The 16072-nt window shown below is 61.2% G+C and carries 14 protein-coding genes and 1 tRNA gene; 14 read left to right on the top strand and 1 reads right to left on the bottom strand.

The genetic code is table 11. From position 1 onward, the window contains the following. Positions 1 to 15: 15 nt before the first annotated feature. The 13 genes from ispG (at position 16) to WG899_RS07950 (ending at position 13276) form a co-directional block, all read left to right on the top strand. A complete protein-coding gene (gene ispG, locus WG899_RS08010) occupies positions 16 to 1296 on the top strand; it encodes a flavodoxin-dependent (E)-4-hydroxy-3-methylbut-2-enyl-diphosphate synthase (protein WP_339595093.1) in 1281 nt (426 codons plus the stop codon). 12 nt (positions 1297 to 1308) lie between these two features. Further along, positions 1309 to 2637 carry a histidine--tRNA ligase gene (hisS, locus tag WG899_RS08005; protein WP_339595092.1) on the top strand — a complete coding sequence of 443 codons (1329 nt, stop codon included), beginning with the start codon at positions 1309 to 1311 and terminating at the stop codon, positions 2635 to 2637. 62 nt (positions 2638 to 2699) lie between these two features. After that, positions 2700 to 3386 (top strand): YfgM family protein, encoded by a 687-nt coding sequence (locus WG899_RS08000; RefSeq protein WP_339595091.1) that lies wholly within the window; start codon positions 2700 to 2702, stop codon positions 3384 to 3386. Beyond that, positions 3383 to 4507, top strand: coding sequence for an outer membrane protein assembly factor BamB (gene bamB / locus WG899_RS07995; RefSeq protein WP_339595090.1), 1125 nt, complete (start codon positions 3383 to 3385; stop codon positions 4505 to 4507). Before WG899_RS08000 ends, bamB begins: the two co-directional genes overlap by 4 nt. A gap of 62 nt (positions 4508 to 4569) precedes the next feature. Next, positions 4570 to 5904 carry a ribosome biogenesis GTPase Der gene (gene der, locus WG899_RS07990; protein ID WP_339595089.1) on the top strand — a complete coding sequence of 445 codons (1335 nt, stop codon included), beginning with the start codon at positions 4570 to 4572 and terminating at the stop codon, positions 5902 to 5904. A 98-nt stretch (positions 5905 to 6002) separates the two neighbouring features. Then, positions 6003 to 6248, top strand: a complete 246-nt coding sequence (hfq, locus tag WG899_RS07985; protein WP_263537065.1) for an RNA chaperone Hfq — start codon at positions 6003 to 6005, stop codon at positions 6246 to 6248. A 102-nt stretch (positions 6249 to 6350) separates the two neighbouring features. Continuing rightward, the gene (gene hflX, locus WG899_RS07980; protein WP_444718825.1) at positions 6351 to 7625 is read left to right on the top strand and encodes a GTPase HflX; all 1275 of its coding nucleotides are present in this window, start codon (positions 6351 to 6353) and stop codon (positions 7623 to 7625) included. A gap of 2 nt (positions 7626 to 7627) precedes the next feature. Beyond that, positions 7628 to 8944 (top strand): FtsH protease activity modulator HflK, encoded by a 1317-nt coding sequence (gene hflK, locus WG899_RS07975; protein ID WP_339595088.1) that lies wholly within the window; start codon positions 7628 to 7630, stop codon positions 8942 to 8944. A 20-nt stretch (positions 8945 to 8964) separates the two neighbouring features. Further along, positions 8965 to 9864, top strand: a complete 900-nt coding sequence (gene hflC / locus WG899_RS07970; protein WP_339595087.1) for a protease modulator HflC — start codon at positions 8965 to 8967, stop codon at positions 9862 to 9864. A 12-nt stretch (positions 9865 to 9876) separates the two neighbouring features. After that, positions 9877 to 10065, top strand: a complete 189-nt coding sequence (locus WG899_RS07965; protein ID WP_339595086.1) for a DUF2065 domain-containing protein — start codon at positions 9877 to 9879, stop codon at positions 10063 to 10065. Between the two features lie 89 nt (positions 10066 to 10154). Next, positions 10155 to 11318 (top strand): ATP phosphoribosyltransferase regulatory subunit, encoded by a 1164-nt coding sequence (locus WG899_RS07960; RefSeq protein WP_339595085.1) that lies wholly within the window; start codon positions 10155 to 10157, stop codon positions 11316 to 11318. A 45-nt stretch (positions 11319 to 11363) separates the two neighbouring features. After that, positions 11364 to 12701, top strand: a complete 1338-nt coding sequence (locus WG899_RS07955) for an adenylosuccinate synthase (protein WP_339595084.1) — start codon at positions 11364 to 11366, stop codon at positions 12699 to 12701. 53 nt (positions 12702 to 12754) lie between these two features. Next, complete coding sequence (locus WG899_RS07950; protein WP_339595083.1) at positions 12755 to 13276, top strand: phosphoribosyltransferase; 522 nt, start codon at positions 12755 to 12757, stop codon at positions 13274 to 13276. Positions 13277 to 13526: 250 nt separating this feature from the next. Here WG899_RS07950 and WG899_RS07945 read toward each other — a convergent pair. Then, positions 13527 to 13611, bottom strand: a tRNA-Leu gene (locus tag WG899_RS07945). A 79-nt stretch (positions 13612 to 13690) separates the two neighbouring features. On the opposite strand from WG899_RS07945, the gene rnr reads away from it, so the two are divergent. Further along, positions 13691 to 16006 carry a ribonuclease R gene (rnr, locus tag WG899_RS07940; protein ID WP_339595158.1) on the top strand — a complete coding sequence of 772 codons (2316 nt, stop codon included), beginning with the start codon at positions 13691 to 13693 and terminating at the stop codon, positions 16004 to 16006. Positions 16007 to 16072: the final 66 nt, after the last annotated feature.

Here is a 16072-nt window from a genome sequence, read left to right as displayed (position 1 = left end):
CGCATGAGCGCAAACATGATCGACACAAGCAGTACGCTGGAACAAGCCATTGCGGCGGCCAAACCGGCGGCACGCCGTTCGCGCCAGGCCCGTGTGGTCTGGGGTGACCGTGTGGTCACCATTGGTGGCGACGCGCCGGTGCGCGTGCAGTCGATGACCAACACCGACACGGTCGATGTGATCGGCACCGCCATCCAAGTCAAGGAATTGGCAATTGCTGGCTCCGAGATGGTGCGCATCACCGTGAACACGCCCGAAGCCGCCGAGGCCGTGCCGCATATTCGCGAGCAACTCGACCGCATGGGCATCGACACTCCCTTGGTGGGCGACTTCCATTACAACGGCCATCGCCTGTTGACCGACTTTCCGGCCATGGCGCAAGCCTTGTCCAAGTACCGCATCAACCCGGGCAATGTGGGCAAGGGCGACAAGAAAGACCGCCAGTTCGCCATGATGGTGGAGGCTGCGGCCCGCTATGACAAGGTCGTGCGCATCGGTGTGAACTGGGGCAGCTTGGACTCTGAATTGCTGGCCCAGATGATGGATGAGAACGCAGCGCGCGCTCAGCCCTGGGATGCGCAGCAGGTGATGTACCGCGCCTTGATCCAGTCGGCATTGACTTCGGCCGAGTACGCGCGTGAACTGGGCCTGAACCCCAACAACATCATCATCAGCTGCAAGGTCAGCGGTGTGCAGGACCTGATCTCGGTCTACCGCGCCCTCAGCCAGCGTTGCGACTACGCCTTGCATCTGGGTCTGACCGAAGCCGGCATGGGCACCAAGGGCACGGTGGCGTCGGCCACGGCGCTGTCGATCTTGTTGCAAGAAGGCATTGGCGACACCATCCGTGTCTCGCTGACGCCGCAACCCGGCGAGGCCCGCACCCAAGAGGTGGTGGTGGCGCTAGAGATTCTGCAATCGCTGGGTCTGCGCGCTTTCAATCCAAGCGTGACCGCCTGCCCCGGCTGTGGCCGCACCACTAGCACGACCTTCCAAGAGTTGGCCAAGCAAATCGACGATTTCTTGCGCGAGCAAATGCCCGTCTGGCGCGCCAAGTATCCCGGCGTGGAGAACATGAAGGTCGCGGTGATGGGTTGCATCGTCAACGGCCCCGGTGAGAGCAAGCATGCCGACATCGGCATCAGCCTGCCCGGCACCGGCGAGGCGCCGGCAGCGCCCGTCTTCATCGACGGCGAGAAGGCCCTGACGCTGCGTGGCGAGAACATCGCCACCGAGTTCCAGACCCTGGTTGAAAACTATATTGAAAAGCGCTTTGGCACTGCGGTGCCGGCCTGAGCAAGTTCCAGCATGACAGAAGAAGTAGTAAAAAAGAGCGCTGCCAAAGTTGAGCCGCTGCGTGCCGTCAAGGGCATGAACGACATCCTGCCGCCGGAATCGGCGCGCTGGGAATGGCTGGAAGCCAAGATGCGCAGCGTGCTGCAGCGCTATGGCTACCAAAATGTGCGCACGCCCATCGTCGAGCAGACCGCCTTGTTTGTGCGCGGCATCGGCGAGGTGACCGATATCGTTGAGAAGGAGATGTATGCCTTCGAAGACCGCGCCGACAAACATGGCCAAGCTGAGCATCTGGCCTTGCGCCCGGAGATGACGGCCGGCGTGGTGCGCGCGATGACCGAGCACTCCTTTTTGCGTGACTCGGGTCGGCGTCTGTATTACTTCGGCCCGATGTTCCGCCGCGAGAAGCCGCAAAAAGGCCGTTACCGCCAATTCCATCAGATGGGTGTCGAGGCCTTGGGCTTTGCCGGCCCGGACGTGGACGCCGAAGTGATTCTGATGGGCAGCCGCTTGCTGCGCGAACTGGGCTTGGTGGACGGTGAACACTTCAGGCTGGAGCTGAACTGCCTGGGTGAAGCCGCCGAGCGCCGCGCGCATCGCGAGGCCTTGATCGCCTATCTGGAACAGCACAAAGACTTGCTGGATGAAGACAGCCAGCGGCGTCTTTACACCAACCCTTTGCGCGTGCTGGATACCAAGAACCCCGCACTGCAAGAAATGGCCAATGGCGCGCCCAAGCTCTTGGACTTCTTGGGTGAGGCCTCGCTGGCGCACTTTAATGGCGTGCGCGCCATCCTCGATGCGATGGGCGTGGCCTACCGCGTCAACCCGCGCCTGGTGCGAGGCCTGGACTATTACAACCTGACCGTGTTTGAGTGGGTGACCGACAAGCTTGGCTCGCAAGGCACGGTCTGTGGCGGTGGCCGTTACGACGGCTTGATCGAGCAACTCGGTGGCAAGCCCGCGCCTGCGGTCGGCTTTGGCATGGGTATCGAGCGCATGCTCTTGCTGCTGGAAGAAGTCGGTGTCGCGCCAGCCGCGCCGGTGCCGCATGCCTATGCCATCGTGCCTTCCGCCAAGGGCCTGCCGCAGGTGATGGTGGCGCTGGAAGCCTTGCGCGGTGCAGGCGTCTCGGTCGTCCTGCACCCAGGGCAGAGCAGCATGAAGTCGCAGTTCAAGAAGGCGGACGCAAGCGGCGCCACTTTTGCGCTGATCTTCGGCGAAGACGAACTCGCTCAAGGCATGGTGGCCGTCAAGCCGCTGCGAGCTGAGGGCGGTGAGCAGGTGATGCGCAGCATTTCCGCGGCCGCGGATTGGGCGGCCGACTTGCTCAACGCATAATCGCGCCCTGCGCTAGCCGCATTCGCAGATTCTTTTCAAAGTACTCCTGAACACATTCATCCATGGCCTCGCATCTCGACCTCGAAGAACAAGAACAACTGGATCAGCTGAAGGCTTTCTGGAAGCGCTGGGGCAATCTGATCACCTGGGGCATCACCTTGGTGCTGGCCGTGTTTGCCGCCTGGAATGGCTGGAACTGGTGGCAGCGCGATCAGGCCGCCAAGGCCGCCGCCATGTACGACGAATTTGACCGCGCCGTGCAAGCTGTCGAAGCCGACAAGGCCGGCCATGTGTTCGCGGACCTGAAAGAGCGCTACCCGCGTACCAGCTACGCCGCGCAAGCCGCCTTGCTGGCCGCCAAGCTGCAGTTCGACAAGGGCGACGCCGACACCGCCCGCGCCAGCTTGGCCTGGGCTGCCGACAATGCCGCCGAAGATGAATACCGTCAGATCGCTCGCCTGCGTTTGTCTGCCTTGCAGATGGATGCCAAGCAGTACGACGAGGCCGGCAAGACCTTGGACAAGATCAACTCGCCCGAGTTCTCTGCCTTGCTGGCCGATCGTCGTGGCGACCTCTTGCTCTTGCAGAACAAGCCCGACTTGGCGCGTGCTGAGTATCAAAAGGCTTGGGCTGCGATGAGCGACAAGCAAGACTACCGTCGCCTGATTGAGGCTAAGTTGGCCACCTTGGGTGTGGCCGCCCCGGATGCGGCTGCCTCAGCAGTGACGGGCAAGGGAGCATCGAAATGAAGTTGCTGCAATTGTTTGGCGCCTTGCTGGTCGGCGGCCTGATGACCGGCTGTTCTTTGTTTGGCTCGTCCAACGCGGCCAAGCCGGCCGAGTTGGAGCAGCTGACGCCCACCATCGCCGGGCGCGTGGTGTGGACGGGGCGTGTCGATAACGTCAAATTCCCGCTGTCCATCGCCGCGCGCGGTGACCAGTTCGTGGTGGCCGGCGGCGACGGCGTGGTGCAGGCCTTGCAGGCCAGCGATGGTCAGTCGCTGTGGCGCGCCGATGTGGGTCAGAAATTGAGCGCCGGAGTGGGCAGCGATGGCCGCTTTGCCGCCGTTGTGACGCGCGATAACGAGCTGGTGCTGCTGGACGCCGGCCGCGTGCTTTGGCGCAAGACGCTGCCGACACCGATCATTGCCGCCCCGCTTGTGGCGGGTGAGCGTGTATTTGTTCTGACCGTCGACCGTCAGGTGCATGCTTTTGACGCCCAAGACGGCCGCAAGCTGTGGGTGCTGCGTCGCCCCGGTGAGCCTTTGACACTGGCGCAAGCCGGCGTGATCGGTGCCTATAAAGACACCTTGATCGTGGGGCAGGGCGCCCGTTTGACCGGCGTGGACCCCTTGCAAGGCAGCGTACGTTGGGAAGTCAGCATCGGCAACGCGCGCGGTACCAATGAGGTGGAGCGTTTGGCCGATCTGGTGGGCCCGATGCTGCGCAATGGCGACATGATTTGTGCCCGCTCCTTCCAATCGGCCGTGGGCTGCGTCAATGCCGATCGGGGCAACTTGATCTGGAGTCGCAATATCGGCGGCAAGCTGGGCCTTGGTGGTGATGCCAAACAGCTCTTTGGTGCCGATGGCTCGGATCGCCTGAGCGCCTGGAATATCGCCAATGGCGATGTGCAGTGGTCCGCCGAGCAGTTTATGAATCGCCAGTTGAGTGCGCCGCTGAGCCTGGGTTCGACCCTGGTGGTCGGCGACTTTGAGGGCTATGTGCACTTCGTTTCCAAGGAAACCGGCAAGACCCAGCTGCGTTTGTCGACCGATGGTTCGGCCGTCGCAGCCGCGCCGGTGGCGCTGGGTCAAACCATCTTGGTGGCCACACGCAATGGCGGATTGTTCGCCATGCGCCCCGAATGAGGGCGAAAATCGGCGTCTGATTCGCCCTTGAACCCTTTGTAGTTAGAGAGAATAAGAACAATATGAAACCCGTCATCGCCCTCGTCGGTCGCCCCAATGTGGGCAAGTCCACGCTGTTCAACCGGCTCACCAAGACGCGCGATGCGATCGTGGCGGACTTTGCCGGTCTGACCCGCGACCGCCACTATGGTGATGGCCGCATCGGCAATCAGGAGTTCACCGTCGTCGATACCGGCGGTTTTGAGCCCGACAGCACCACCGGCATCGTCAAGGAAATGGCCAAGCAGACCCGCCAGGCCGTGGCCGAGGCGGATGCGGTGATTTTTGTGGTCGATGTACGCCTGGGCCTGTCGGCTCAGGACTCAGACATTGCGCGCTATCTGCGCCAGGCCAGCAAACGCATCTTTTTGTGCGTCAACAAGGCCGAAGGCATGAGCGAGTCGCCCTTGTTGGGCGAGTTTTTCGAACTCGGCATGGGCGAGCCGCACCCCATTTCGGCCTCGCACGGGCAGGGTATCCGCAGCCTGATGGAGGCGGTGCTCGAGCCCTTCGAGTTCGATGAGGAAGAAGAACCGAGCCAAGTGCCGGACGGCGTGATCCGCTTGGCCGTGGCCGGCCGCCCCAATGTCGGCAAGAGCACGCTGATCAACACCTGGCTGGGTGAAGAGCGCCTGGTCGCCTTCGATATGCCCGGCACCACGCGCGACGCCATCAGCGTGCCGTTTGAGCGCAATGGCCAGCAGTTCCAGTTGATCGACACCGCCGGCCTGCGCCGCAAGGGCAAGGTGTTTGAGGCGATCGAGAAGTTCTCGGTTGTCAAGACCTTGCAGGCGATTGCCGATGCCAATGTTGTGCTGCTGCTGCTGGACGCCACCCAGGGTGTGTCGGACCAGGACGCCCATATTGCCGGCTACATCTTGGAGAGCGGCCGCGCCGTGGTGTTGGCCGTTAATAAATGGGACGCGATCGACAGCTATCAGCGCGAGCAGTTGCAGCGCTCGATCGAGCAGCGCCTTGCCTTCCTGAAATTTGCCCCGATCCACAATATTTCGGCCTTGAAGCGCCAGGGCCTGGGCCCTTTGTGGAACGCACTGGCGGATGCCTACTCTTCGGCCTACCGCAAGATGACCACGCCGGTCTTGACCCGCCTGATTCAGGAAGCGGTTGAGCACCAAACGCCGAAACGCAGCGGGCATTTCCGACCCAAGCTGCGTTACGCGCACCAGGGCGGTATGAATCCGCCCTTGGTGATCGTGCACGGTAACTCCTTGGAAGGGGTGACCGAGGTCTATAAGCGTTATCTGGAAGGGCGCATTCGCGCTCACTACAAACTGGTTGGTACGCCAATGCGCATTGAAATGCGCTCGTCCAAGAATCCTTTCAGTGACAAAGACTGAAAGACGATTTGTCACAGACCTCACAGCGATGGCAAGTCCTAGCCTGTGTTAAGGTCGAAACTGTTACTTAGAAACCCTCTCACAACACGGAGCATATCGTGAGCAATAAAGGCCAACTCCTGCAAGACCCCTTCCTGAACCTGCTGCGTAAAGAGCATGTGCCGGTGTCCATCTATCTGGTCAATGGCATCAAGTTGCAAGGTCAGATCGAGTCCTTCGACCAGTATGTGGTGCTGCTGCGCAATACCGTGACTCAGATGGTTTACAAGCACGCCATCTCGACCGTGGTGCCGGGTCGTGCGGTGAACTTCCATGCTGCCGACGGCGCCGACGACGCTGCTTGATTCCGGGGCAACGCGCTCCTTGACTGGCCTCGGCCCGCCCAACACACCTTGACATCCTCTTCTTCCTCTCAACCCGCCCATGGCGCGCAGGCACCGACCGAGGTGGCTCGCGCCATTTTGGTAGGCGTTGACTTTGGTCGTTCGCCCAAAACCGCTTCGACCTTTGATGCCACGCTGGACGAGTTGGCCTTGTTGGCCGAATCAGCCGGTGATACGCCGGTAGCGCGCGTCATTGCGCGACGGCAGGCGCCCGATGCGGCCCTGTTTGTCGGTTCCGGCAAAGCCGATGAGATCAAACTCTTGGTGCAGGCTCACCAGGCACATACCGTGCTGTTTGATCAGGCGATATCGCCCGCGCAGCAGCGCAATCTGGAGCGTGTCTTGGGCGTGCCCGTGGCCGACCGCACTGCCTTGATCCTGGAGATTTTTGCCGCTCGGGCCAAGAGCCATGAGGGCAAGATGCAGGTCGAATTGGCCCGGCTACAGTACCTGGCAACCCGCCTGGTGCGGCGCTGGAGTCACTTGGAACGTCAAAGCGGCGGTATCGGCATGCGCGGCGGCCCGGGTGAAGCGCAGATCGAGTTGGATCGGCGCATGATCGATGATCGCATCAAGAACATCAAAGACAAGCTGAAGAAGGTCGAGCGCCAGCGCAGCACCCAGCAACGGGCACGCGCACGTAACAGCGTATTCCGTGTGTCGCTGGTCGGCTACACCAATGCAGGCAAGTCGACCTTGTTCAATGCCTTGGTGAAGGCTCGCACCTACGCGGCCGATCAATTGTTCGCCACGCTGGACACGACCACTCGCTCGCTTTATCTGGAGCAGGCCGGCACCAGCGTGTCCTTGTCCGATACGGTCGGCTTCATCCGAGATCTGCCGCACAAATTGGTGGTGGCTTTCCGGGCCACCCTGCAGGAGGCGGCCGATGCCGACTTGCTCTTGCATGTGGTGGACGCAGCCTCGCCCTTGCTGGATGAGCAGATGCTGGAGGTGGAGCGCGTCCTCGACGAAATTGGCGCGGCCGCGATTCCCCAGATTCTTGTCTACAACAAGCAAGACATGCTGGAAGAGAGCCAGTTGCCGCGTGAGCCGATGGATTGGATCGAGCGCCCGGGCGACGGCCTAGGTGGCGGCCAGCGGGTGCCTCGCGTGTTTGTCAGTGCTTTGGACGGCAGCGGCCTGGACCTGCTTCGGGCGCAGATCGTTGAGGCGATGCAACGCAAACCGATCCACGCCTTTGATCCCGAAGATCCCCGAGGCCTTGACTTGAATTCGACCGACACTCCCCCAGATGATGAGGCGGAGTTCGATCCCGAGAACTCTGCTGCGCAGTCCGATGTGGACCCAGCAGCTACCCACCCCACACAGGCATGAGCATGAATACCTTTGAGCCAGTGAGCCGCGAGCGGCGCCCCGAGAATCAGGCAGCCGGTCGTTTGAAACCGCTGGCCGAGGCCACATTGGCCTTGCTGGGCGGCTTGCTGCCCGCCGGTTGGCGCGCTGGGCGCCATTTGAACAATGGCCGCAATGACGGACCGCCCGATTTGGATGAGCTGTGGCGCGACTTCAACCGCAAGCTGTCCGGCATGTTTGGCGGCAAGCCTTCCGGAGGCAATGACTCCGGCGGCAATGGCAGCAATGGCGGCGGCAACAATTTCCAACCCGATATGAAGAGCGCCGGCATCGGCGCTGGTTTGATCGGTGGCGTGGTCTTGTTGGGTTGGCTGGGTAGTGGCTTCTTCATCGTGCAAGAAGGCCAGCAAGCGGTCGTGACCTCGTTTGGCAAATACAGCAAGACCGTCGAGGCGGGCTTCCAGTGGCGCCTGCCTTATCCCTTCCAGGCTGATGAAGTGGTCTCGGTGACGCAACTGCGCCAGGTCGAGGTGGGTCGTAACTCGGTCGTACAGGCCACAGGTTTGCGCGACTCGTCGATGTTGACCCAGGATGAAAACATCGTCGACATCCGCTTCACCGTGCAATACACGCTGAAGGATGCGCGCGACTATTTGTTCGAGAACCGCAACCCCGATGAGGCCGTGGTGCTGGCTGCCGAATCTGCCGTGCGCGAAATCGTTGGCAAGAGCAAGATGGACTCGGTGCTTTATGAGCAACGCGATGCGATTGCCGTGGACCTGGTCAAGTCTGTCCAAGTGCAGCTCGATCGTTTGAAGGCCGGCATTCAGATCAAAAACGTTAATGTGCAGAACGTGGCTCCGCCCGAGCAGGTGCAGGCCGCGTTTGATGATGCCTTCAAGGCCGGCGCCGACCGTGAGCGCCTGAAGAACGAAGGTCAGGCCTACGCCAATGACGTGATTCCGAAGGCCCAAGGCACCTCGGCACGTTTGCTGGAAGAGGCGGAAGGCTACAAGTCTCGCGTAGTGGCGCAGGCCGAGGGTGATGCGCAGCGCTTCAAAAGCGTCTTGAGCGAGTATCAAAAGGCGCCCGGCGTGACGCGTGATCGCCTCTACACCGACACCATGCAGCAGGTCTACTCGAACGTCAGCAAGGTGATGGTGGACAGCCGCAGCGGCTCCAATCTGCTGTACCTCCCTCTGGATAAATTGATCCAGCAAAGCACCGGCACGGTGACGGCATCGCCGCCAGTGGTCACGCCCGCGGCCGAGAGCACGGCGCCGGCGGTCAGCAACGATGTGCGTTCCCGTGACGGCTTGCGCAGCCGTGACGGCCGCTGATGAATCAGGGAGTTATGCAGATGAATCGTATTGCCGCCATTGTTGCTGGAGCCTTGGTCGCTCTGATGTTGGCCAGCTCGATGCTGTTTGTCATTGACCAGCGCCAGTTTGCCGTTGTTTATGCCCTGGGTGAGATCAAGGAAGTGATCACTGAGCCGGGCTTGAAGTTCAAGTTGCCGCCGCCCTTGCAGAACGTCGTCCTGCTTGACCGTCGAGTGCAGACCCTGGACAGCCCCGAGTCGCGCCCGATTTTCACGGCCGAAAAGAAGAGTCTGGTGATCGACTGGCTGATCAAATGGCGCGTCGCCGAGCCGCGTCAGTTCATCCGCAACAACGGTTCCGACATGCGCAATGTTGAGAACCGACTGAGCCCGGTGGTGCAGGCGGCCTTCAACGAAGAAGTCACCAAGCGCACCGTTTTGTCGGTGCTGGCGACCGAGCGTGAGAAGGTCATGAACGACGTGCGCAAGCGCCTCGAGGACGAGGCCAAGCAGTTCGGTATCGAAATCCTCGATGTGCGGATCAAGCGGGTTGACTTCGCCGCCAACATCACCGATTCCGTCTATCGCCGCATGGAGTCGGAGCGCAAGCGTGTCGCCAATGAGTTGCGTTCGACCGGTGGCGCTGATGGCGAAAAAATTCGTGCCGACGCCGACCGCCAGCGCGAAGTGATCGTTGCCGAAGCCTACCGCGATGCCCAAAAGATCAAGGGTGAAGGCGACGCCAAGGCCTCGGCCCTGTATGCCGACGCCTTTGGCCGTGATCCGCAATTCGCTCAGTTCTACCGTCAGCTGGAGGCGTATCGCAGCAGCTTCCGCAACAAATCGGACGTGATGGTGGTTGACCCGAGCAGTGACTTCTTCAAGTCGATGCGGGGTTCGGGCAGTGCCGGTGCGGCTGCTCCTGCGCCGCGCAAATAAGGCGACTCAATCTTGTCGCAGACCCTGCTGCTGGCATTGGCCTTGATGCTAGTGATCGAGGGTCTGCTGCCTTTTCTGAGTCCTCAGATGTGGCGGCAGGTTTTTGCGCGCATGCTGGCAATGACCGATGGGCAAATCCGCTTCATCGGCTTGGCCAGCATCTTGGCGGGGCTGTTGGGTGTGGTTTTGCTGTGGCGTTAGGCACAAGAGACCGTTCAAGTCTTCGGTGAAAGCTGGCCGCGGCGCTTGACGCCGGTACAATGCCGTTTTTAACCGGATCCCATACTCACATGGTCTCTGCTTGGCTGCTGCCTGAGCATATTGCTGACGTATTGCCCTCACAGGCGCGCCGTATTGAAGAGATCCGTCGCGAGCTCTTGGACATGGCCCGCAGCTACGGTTGCGAACTGGTGATGCCCCCGCTGTTGGAGCACCTCGAGTCCTTGCTGAGCGGTGCCGGCCATGAGCTGGATCTGCAGACCTTCAAACTGGTCGATCAGCTCTCGGGGCGCAGTTTGGGCGTGCGCGCCGACACCACCCCGCAAGTCGCTCGGATCGACGCCCATTTGCTCAATCGCGTCGGCGTGACCCGGCTTTGCTATTGCGGCCCAGTTTTACGCACGCGCACCAGTGGCCTGCATGCAACGCGCGAGCCGCTGCAATTCGGTATCGAAATCTATGGCCATGCCGGTCTTGAGGCCGACCTCGAAGTGCAGGAATTGGCGCTCGATGCGGTCAAGCGCGCCGGACTCCAATATGCGGTGCTGGACCTCGGAGACGCGCGCTTGCTGCGTGGCGTGTTGGCCGATGCCGAGCCTGCGCCTGCGGTCATGGATGCCTTGATTGCGGCGCTGGCAAGCAAGGATGGCGCTGCGCTGCGCCTGGCCAGCCGGGACCTGAGTTTGGGCGTGCAGCAAGGCTTGCTGCAGCTCTTGTCGCTTTATGGCGGCCTTGAGGTCTTGGTACGTGCGCGTCAGCAATTGCCGGCACACCCGCTGATTACCGCGGCGCTCGATGATCTGGAGTGGCTGAGCAAGCATTTGCAGCAGACGCACCCGGAGGTGTCGATCGGTGTTGATCTGGCCGACCTGACCGGCTTTGCCTATTACAGCGGCGTGCGATTTGCCTTGTATGCGGAAGGGGCCAGCGAGGCCGTGCTGCGTGGTGGCCGTTATGACGAGGTGGGTGCGGTGTTCGGACGGCGCCGTCCTGCGGTAGGCTTCAGCCTGGATTTGAAGGTGCTGGAGGCCTTGAGTCCGGCTGCGCCGCTGCGTGCGGCGGTGCGGGCACCGTGGGGTGAAAATGCCGAGTTGCGCGCTGCGGTGCGCAAGCTGAGAGAGGCGGGCGAAACCGTGGTCTGCATATTGCCGGGCCACGAGCATGAAGGCGAAGAATTCGACTGCGACCGCGAGTTGGTGCGGGTCGACACTCAGTGGTTGGTGCGCGCGCTTTGAGCGTGGCCTGACTGACATCACTTTTTTGATCATCGGATTATCAAGATGCAAAGCGAAATCACGCGCGGCCGGAATGTGGTCGTTGTGGGCACCCAGTGGGGTGACGAAGGCAAGGGCAAGGTCGTCGACTGGATGACCGATCACGCTCAAGGCGTCGTTCGTTTTCAGGGTGGCCATAACGCGGGCCATACGCTGGTTATCAAGGGCGTCAAGACTGCCTTGCAGTTGATTCCGTCGGGCATCATGCGTGACGGCGTGGCCTGCTATATCGGCAATGGCGTGGTGGTGGACCCGACCCATTTGCTGGGCGAGATTGAACGCCTGGAAAAGGCAGGTGTGGAAGTTCGCTCGCGCCTGTTCATCAGCGAGTCCTGCCCCTTGATCCTGCCCTTCCATGTGGAAGTGGACAAGGCTCGCGAAGCGCTGCGTGAAAGCAGTGGCGCCGGCAAGATCGGCACCACCGGCAAGGGGATCGGCCCAGCCTATGAAGACAAGGTGGCGCGTCGTGCTCTGCGCGTGCAAGATTTGAAGCACCCCGAGCGTTTCGCCAAGAAACTGCGCGAGTTGCTGGACTTGCACAACTTCGCACTCAGCGGCTATTTGAATGCCAAGGCCTTGGAGTTCCAGCCCGTCTTCGATCAAGCCATGAAGATGGCCGAGGTCATCAAGCCGATGATGGCGGATGTGGGCTACATGATCCACAAGGCCCACCAGGGTGGCGCCAATATCTTGTTCGAGGGCGCCCAAGGGACGCTGCTGGACATTGACCACGGCACCTATCCCTATGTGACGTCCAGCAACTGCGTGGCCGGCAATGCCGCAGCGGGCGCCGGTGTTGGTCCGCAGATGCTGCATTACATGCTGGGCATCACCAAGGCCTACACCACGCGCGTCGGCTCGGGTCCGTTCCCGACCGAGTTGGAGTGGGAGAAGGAAGGCACGGTCGGTTATCACTTGTCTACGGTGGGCCAAGAGAAGGGTACCGTCACCGGCCGCGCCCGTCGCTGTGGCTGGTTTGACGCGGCGGCCCTGAAGCGCTCTGTCATCATCAACGGCATCACCGGCTTGTGTATCACCAAGCTGGATGTGCTTGATGGCCTGTCTGAGATCAAGATGTGCGTGGGCTACAAACTGGCCGACGGGCGCCTGCTTGATATCTTGCCCTTGGACGGCGACGAAATCGTGGGCAGCGAGGCGATCTATGAAACCTTCCCGGGTTGGAGCGAGGTCACGTTTGGCATTACCGATTGGGACAAACTGCCTGCCAATGCGCGCAGCTATCTGGCTCGCATCAAGGAAGTCATCGGCGCGCCGATAGACATGGTGTCCACAGGCCCCGATCGCGAGCACACCATCGTGCTGCGTCACCCTTACCAAGCTTGAGTCGCCAGCGGCGAATCATGACCTCTTTATTCATCTGACAGGAGTTGCCCTCTATGTTGACTGACGACGGCAAACATTTGTACGTGTCCTGGGACGAGTACCACATGCTGACCGAGCGCCTGGCGCTCAAGATCCATGCATCGGGCTGGGAGTTCGATCAAATCCTGTGTCTGGCGCGTGGTGGCATGCGCCCGGGCGATGTGCTGTCGCGTGTGTTTGACAAGCCTCTGGGCATCATGTCCACCAGTTCCTACCGTGCCGAAGCTGGCACGATTCAGGGACGTTTGGATATTGCCAAGTACATCACCATGCCCAAGGGTGAGTTGGCGGGGCGCGTGCTGCTGGTCGACGACCTGGCTGACTCCGGCGTGACGCTGAAGGCGGTGGTTGAGCGCCTGCGCGGCATGCCCTCGATCAGCGAGCTTCGCTCGGCAGTGATCTGGACCAAGGGTGTTTCGGCTTACACACCCGACTACTACGTCGAGATGCTGGACACGAGCCCGTGGATTCATCAGCCCTTCGAGGAGTACGACGATATGCGGCCGGATGCGCTGGCCAAGAAATTCGTCGTCTGAAGCGCTCTGAAGCACTGATTGAGCTTCAACTGATGCACGCAAAACAAGCCGGCAACGTGAGAACGGGTCGGCTTGTTGCTTTCAGAGTTGGAACTATTGCAGGCCGCTTTGTGACCCTGGCGCAGGGTGGGGTGCGCGGCAATCGATTGGATATCCTGTATCGGAAATCGATTGGGATTTCCCGGCCCACAAAGCAAAATGGCCGCATGTCGTTCAACATGCGGCCATTCTTTTGGATTTATTTCAATCTTGGTGCCCAGGAGAGGACTCGAACCTCCACGGAGTTACCCGCTAGTACCTGAAACTAGTGCGTCTACCAATTCCGCCACCTGGGCATCTCAGGAAAGCAAGGATTCTATCATCAAAAATATTAAGAATGCAAGCGCCCCCGTGGCGCAAGAAGGCGGATCGCTGCTGAGCGAGGTCGAGGGTGTGGTGCAGGGGCACCGGGATGGACATGGCTTCTTGCTGCCCGATGTGGGTCAGCAAGACATTTATCTGTCTTCGCAGGAGATGCATGCGGTCATGCATGGCGATCGGCTGCGGGTGCGCATCGTGCGGATGGACAAGCGCGGGCGCCCCGAGGGTCGTGTGCTGGAGATCCTGGAGCGCAAGAAAAAGCCAATCATTGGCCGCTTGCTGCTGGAGTCCGGTATTTGGCTGGTGGCGCCGGAAGACAAGCGCATGGGACAGGACATCCTGATCCCCAAAAACGGGCTTGCCAATGCGGTGGCCGGGCAGGTGGTGGCGGTCGAGTTGATCGAGCCGCCGTCGCTGTATGCACAGCCGGTGGGCCGTGTGGTTGAGGTGTTAGGTGAAATTGATGACCCGGGCATGGAGATCGAGATCGCCGTGCGCAAATACGAGGTGCCGCATCGTTTCAGCGCCGAGACTCTGGCGCAGGCGGCCAAGCTGCCGGATAAATTGCGCGCTGCCGATTTGAAGCATCGCATTGATCTGCGCGATGTTCCCTTGGTGACGATTGACGGCGAGGACGCGCGCGACTTTGACGATGCCGTCTATTGCGAGCCCCACAAGCAGGGGCGCGGCAAGAATGCCTTTACGGGCTGGCGCTTGTTGGTTGCCATTGCCGATGTCAGCCACTACGTCAAACCGGGCGACCCGCTCGATGCTGACGCCTACGAGCGCGCCACCTCGGTCTACTTCCCGCGCCGCGTCATTCCGATGCTGCCGGAAAAACTCTCGAATGGGCTGTGTTCGCTGAACCCTTATGAGGATCGCCTGTCGATGGTCTGCGACATGCTCGTCACCGAGGGTGGCGAGGTGCAGGCTTACCAGTTCTATCCGGCGGTGATCCGCTCGCATGCGCGTTTCACCTACAACGAGGTGGCGGCGATTTTGGGCAATACCCATGGACCCGAGGCGGCCAAGCGCAGTGATCTGGTGCCGCATTTATTGCATCTACACGAGGTGTATCGGGCCTTGTTGGCTGAGCGCTCACGGCGCGGCGCGATTGACTTCGATACCACCGAGACGCAGATCGTCTGCGACGACAACGGCCGCATCGAGAAGATCATTCCGCGCACCCGTAACGAGGCTCATCGATTGATCGAGGAGGCCATGTTGGCAGCCAATGTCTGCGCGGCCGATTTCATCGCGCAGTCCAAGCATGGCTCGCTGTTCCGGGTTCATGAGGGCCCGACGCCCGAGAAGCGAATTGCCCTGCAGGCCTATCTGCGCGCCTTGGGTCTGGGTCTGTCGATCAGTGACGATCCCAAGCCGGGTGAGTATGCGGCGATTGCCGCGGCCACCAAGGACCGGGTCGATTCAACGCAGATCCACGCGATGTTGTTGCGTTCCATGCAGCAGGCGATCTACACCTCGGCCAATGCCGGGCATTTCGGCTTGTCTTATTTGGCCTATACCCACTTCACCAGCCCGATCCGGCGTTACCCCGATCTCTTGGTGCACCGTGTCATCAAGGCCATTCTGGCCGACAAGCGTTACCACCTCGATGCCGGCAAGATGGAGGTGCCGATGGCGGCCAAGCGGCCGGGTCGGGCCGCGCCGATCGATCCGGCAAAAGCCTCCACCGAGGTCGAGCGTTGGGAGGTGGTGGGGGCGCATTGCAGCGCCAACGAGCGACGCGCTGATGAGGCCTCGCGTGATGTCGAAGCGTGGCTCAAGTGCCGCTATATGCGCGAGCACCTGGGTGAGGAGTTTGCCGGCACCGTCAGCGCGGTGACCAGCTTTGGTCTGTTTGTGCAACTCGACGCGCTTTATGTGGAGGGGCTGATCCACATCACCGAACTTGGCGGCGAGTACTTCCGGTTTGACGAAGTCCGGCAGGAGTTGCGCGGCGAGCGTACCGGCATCCGTTATGCCACCGGCGCCCGAGTTCAGGTGCAGGTCAGCCGTGTTGATCTGGATGCCCGCAAGATTGATTTCCGGCTGGTGCAAGACAGTGACGAAGCCAAGTTGCTGGCGCGCGCGCAGCGCGATAAGGCGGGCCTTGGCGCGGCGGAGCGTCAGCCGATGTCGGCTGTGGCCGAGTTGGAGCAGGTGCGGCGTGAAGACCGGGCCTTGAAGAAGGCTGGCAAAGGTGGCCGCAAGGGCAAGCCCCCGCGCGGTGCAGGGGCAGGCGTTGCGGGGGCTTCGGCGGGCGCGGCGGCGCATCCGATCAAGGCTGCCCGGCAGGCTGCGCGTGGCAAGGGTGAGGTCAAGTCGACAAGTGCAGCCATGGAGCCGCGTACCCGTAAGCGCCGCTAAGCGCTACTAAGCGTCAACAAGGGCCGGCACGTGCCGGCCAGTTCAGCCAATAAGCCGCGCGCGGAT

The sequence above is a fragment of the Paucibacter hankyongi genome, from assembly GCF_037482915.1.
In the GTDB taxonomy this organism is placed as follows: Bacteria; Pseudomonadota; Gammaproteobacteria; order Burkholderiales; family Burkholderiaceae_C; genus Paucibacter_A; species Paucibacter_A hankyongi.
This window is presented reverse-complemented; position numbering and strand designations above follow the sequence as displayed.